The sequence below is a fragment of the Mesorhizobium sp. M7A.F.Ca.CA.003.01.2.1 genome (genome assembly GCF_003998945.1).
Taxonomy (GTDB): domain Bacteria; phylum Pseudomonadota; class Alphaproteobacteria; order Rhizobiales; family Rhizobiaceae; genus Mesorhizobium; species Mesorhizobium ciceri.
The window spans coordinates 1-2,760 of the sequence record NZ_RZRA01000785.1 but is presented as its reverse complement, the minus strand read 5'-3'; the positions used below and the strand labels follow the sequence as shown (position 1 = coordinate 2,760).

General features: G+C 60.4%; 4 protein-coding genes. 1 reads left to right on the top strand and 3 read right to left on the bottom strand.

Annotation, left to right across the window (positions count from 1 at the left end):
• The coding region (locus EN969_RS25520; protein ID WP_164758480.1) for a DHHA1 domain-containing protein at positions 1 to 205 on the top strand (205 nt) is incomplete at its 5' end.
• A gap of 52 nt (positions 206 to 257) precedes the next feature.
• Here the strand turns inward: EN969_RS25520 and EN969_RS25515 are convergent.
• The 3 genes from EN969_RS25515 to EN969_RS25505 form a co-directional block, all read right to left on the bottom strand.
• Positions 258 to 911, bottom strand: coding sequence for a glutathione S-transferase family protein (locus tag EN969_RS25515; RefSeq protein ID WP_063167814.1), 654 nt, complete (start codon positions 909 to 911; stop codon positions 258 to 260).
• 12 nt (positions 912 to 923) lie between these two features.
• The gene (locus EN969_RS25510) at positions 924 to 1,103 is read right to left on the bottom strand and encodes a hypothetical protein (protein WP_027162373.1); all 180 of its coding nucleotides are present in this window, start codon (positions 1,101 to 1,103) and stop codon (positions 924 to 926) included.
• A gap of 137 nt (positions 1,104 to 1,240) precedes the next feature.
• Positions 1,241 to 2,452 (bottom strand): NADP-dependent isocitrate dehydrogenase, encoded by a 1,212-nt coding sequence (locus tag EN969_RS25505; RefSeq protein WP_063167815.1) that lies wholly within the window; start codon positions 2,450 to 2,452, stop codon positions 1,241 to 1,243.
• Positions 2,453 to 2,760: the final 308 nt, after the last annotated feature.

The following is a 2,760-nucleotide window of genomic DNA, read 5'->3' as shown; positions in this document are numbered from 1 at the left end:
AGACAACAAGGCAAGCGTCGTGGTGGCCGTCACCGACGACCTCGTCGGCCGCTTCAGCGCCGTCGACCTTGTCCGAGTGGCCTCGGCGGCACTCGGCGGGCAGGGCGGCGGCGGACGGCCCGACATGGCCCAGGCCGGCGGCCCCGACGCTTCCAAGGCCGATGATGCGATTGCTGCGGTAAGGGCGGCACTCGAAGCGGCGTAGGCGAGTGGACTGAATTTAAAGCAACGGTTGGAGGGACAGCGGACGTCACTTATCAGCCGATTTTTTCAGTCCGCACGAAGCTCGGCCGAGCCGCAATGCGCGCATACCAGTCCCGGATATCAGGGAACTCGGCCAGCAGATTTCGCCCCTCGGCGACCTTGACGAAATAACCGATGATCGGTGCGGCATGCAGGTCGGCCAGCGTCAGCTGGTCGCCCAGCAGCCACGGTCCCGGCGCTTTCAGCGCGGACAGCGTCCGAAGCGCTTTGCTCGCCTGAGCAAGGCCGCCGGCGATCAACGCCTCATCCGGCTGAGCCTTCTCCAGCCGCTCGACGGCGACATCCCAGACCATCGATCTGTAGGCATAGGCATCGAGCATGCCGATGATCTGGTTCATGGTTGCGCGGCCACGAGGCTCCGTCGCTTGCAGCGCTGGCCCGTCGAACGCCTCGTCAACATATCTGGCAATCGCGCTCGTCTCGAACAGCCGGAATCCGTCATGCTCGAAGGCCGGGATGCGGCCGAACGGATGATGTTCGAAATACCAGGCGGGAATCCCGTCGGCGGCAAAGACATCGACTGGCACAAGCTCGTAGTCGATGCCTTTTTCCTCAAGCACGAGGCGGACGATGCGCACATAGACGCTATAGTCCGCCCCGTAGACGATGGGCTTGCTCGACGATGTGGTGTTGACGCTATGATCGATGCGGGCGACGCTCTATTCTTTTATCTTCACAACGGGCTTGCCATCTTCGATGACGAGCGTGATCTTGCCTCCAAGCTCCGCCGGAGCGGGAGCGACATTGGCAGCTTGCACCTCAAACTTCGGCATGGAGTCCAAGAGCTCTTTGCCCTTGGTACTCTTTAGCCGTTCTTGCTGATCGAACCACATAGCCATTTACATCTACCTATTTTCGCAAATCCAGCTCATCCACGGAAGACAGATTTGCACTTCGACACGCCTCAAGTCTTTGTCGTTAACTCAGTGCTGTCGCGCACGAGATCAATATCGAGCGAAGCCTTTGGACGACATGCCTACGCCATCGCTTTCTGCAAATTCTCGTCGATCTTGTCGAGGAAACCGGTGGTCGACAGCCAGGGCTGGTCGGGGCCGATCAGCAGCGACAGGTCCTTGGTCATGAAGCCGGACTCGACCGTCTGGATACAGACCTTTTCCAGCGTGTCGGCAAAGCGCTTCAGCTCGGCATTGTCGTCGAGCTTGGCGCGGTGGGCGAGCCCCCGCGTCCAGGCGAAGATCGAGGCGATCGAATTGGTCGAGGTTTCCTCGCCCTTCTGGTGCTGGCGATAGTGGCGGGTAACGGTGCCGTGCGCGGCTTCGGCTTCCACCGTCTTGCCGTCCGGCGTCATCAGCACCGAGGTCATCAGGCCGAGTGAGCCGAAACCTTGCGCGACCGTGTCGGACTGGACGTCGCCGTCATAGTTCTTGCAGGCCCAGACATAGCCGCCCGACCATTTCAGGGCGGAGGCTACCATGTCGTCGATCAGGCGGTGCTCGTACCACAGCTTCTTCGACTTGAACTCGGTCTCGAATTCAGCCTCGTAGACCTCCTGGAAGATGTCCTTGAAGCGGCCGTCATAGGCCTTCAGGATGGTGTTCTTGGTCGACAGATAGACCGGGTAGTTGCGCAGCAAGCCGTAGTTCAGCGAGGCGCGGGCGAACTCGCGGATCGACTCATCGAGATTGTACATGGCCATGGCGACACCGGCGCCGGGCGCGTCGTACACATCGTGCTCGATCACCTGGCCGTCCTCGCCGACGAACTTGATGGTCAGCTTGCCCTTGCCGGGGAAGCGGAAATCGGTGGCGCGGTACTGGTCGCCGAAAGCGTGACGGCCGACGATGATTGGCTTGGTCCAGCCGGGCACCAGGCGCGGCACGTTCTTCATGATGATCGGCTCGCGGAAGATGGTGCCGCCGAGGATGTTGCGGATGGTGCCGTTCGGCGACTTCCACATCTTCTTCAGCTTGAACTCCTCGACGCGCTGCTCGTCAGGCGTGATCGTCGCGCATTTCACGCCGACGCCGTATTTCTTGATGGCGTTGGCCGAATCGATCGTCACCTGGTCGTTGGTGGCGTCGCGGTGTTCCACGCCGAGGTCGTAATATTCCAGCTTGAGGTCGAGATAAGGGTGGATCAGCTTGTCCTTGATGAACTGCCAGATGATGCGGGTCATCTCGTCGCCGTCGAGTTCGACGACCGGGTTCGCCACCTTGATCTTCGCCATGGAAAGAATGCCTCGTTGCTGGGATGTGGGACGGCCTTGCCCGCGTGGCGTTGGGCCGGGAGATGTCGCCCGTATATCAAAGCGCTTTTGGCCACGCAAACGGCGATCGGTCACGAATTGGAGGCCAGAGCCGTCGTCATTTGCGAATGCTTCATTTTCCCGGCCGAATATGGCAGGGGACGCTGAAATGCCGCAAACAGCAGTTCATTGACAATCATGCCCGTCACCAAAGATCCTGATAGCATTGCAGTCGCCGGCCCGGCGATCATCCTCGTCGAGCCTCAGCTTGGCGAGAACATCGGCATGGT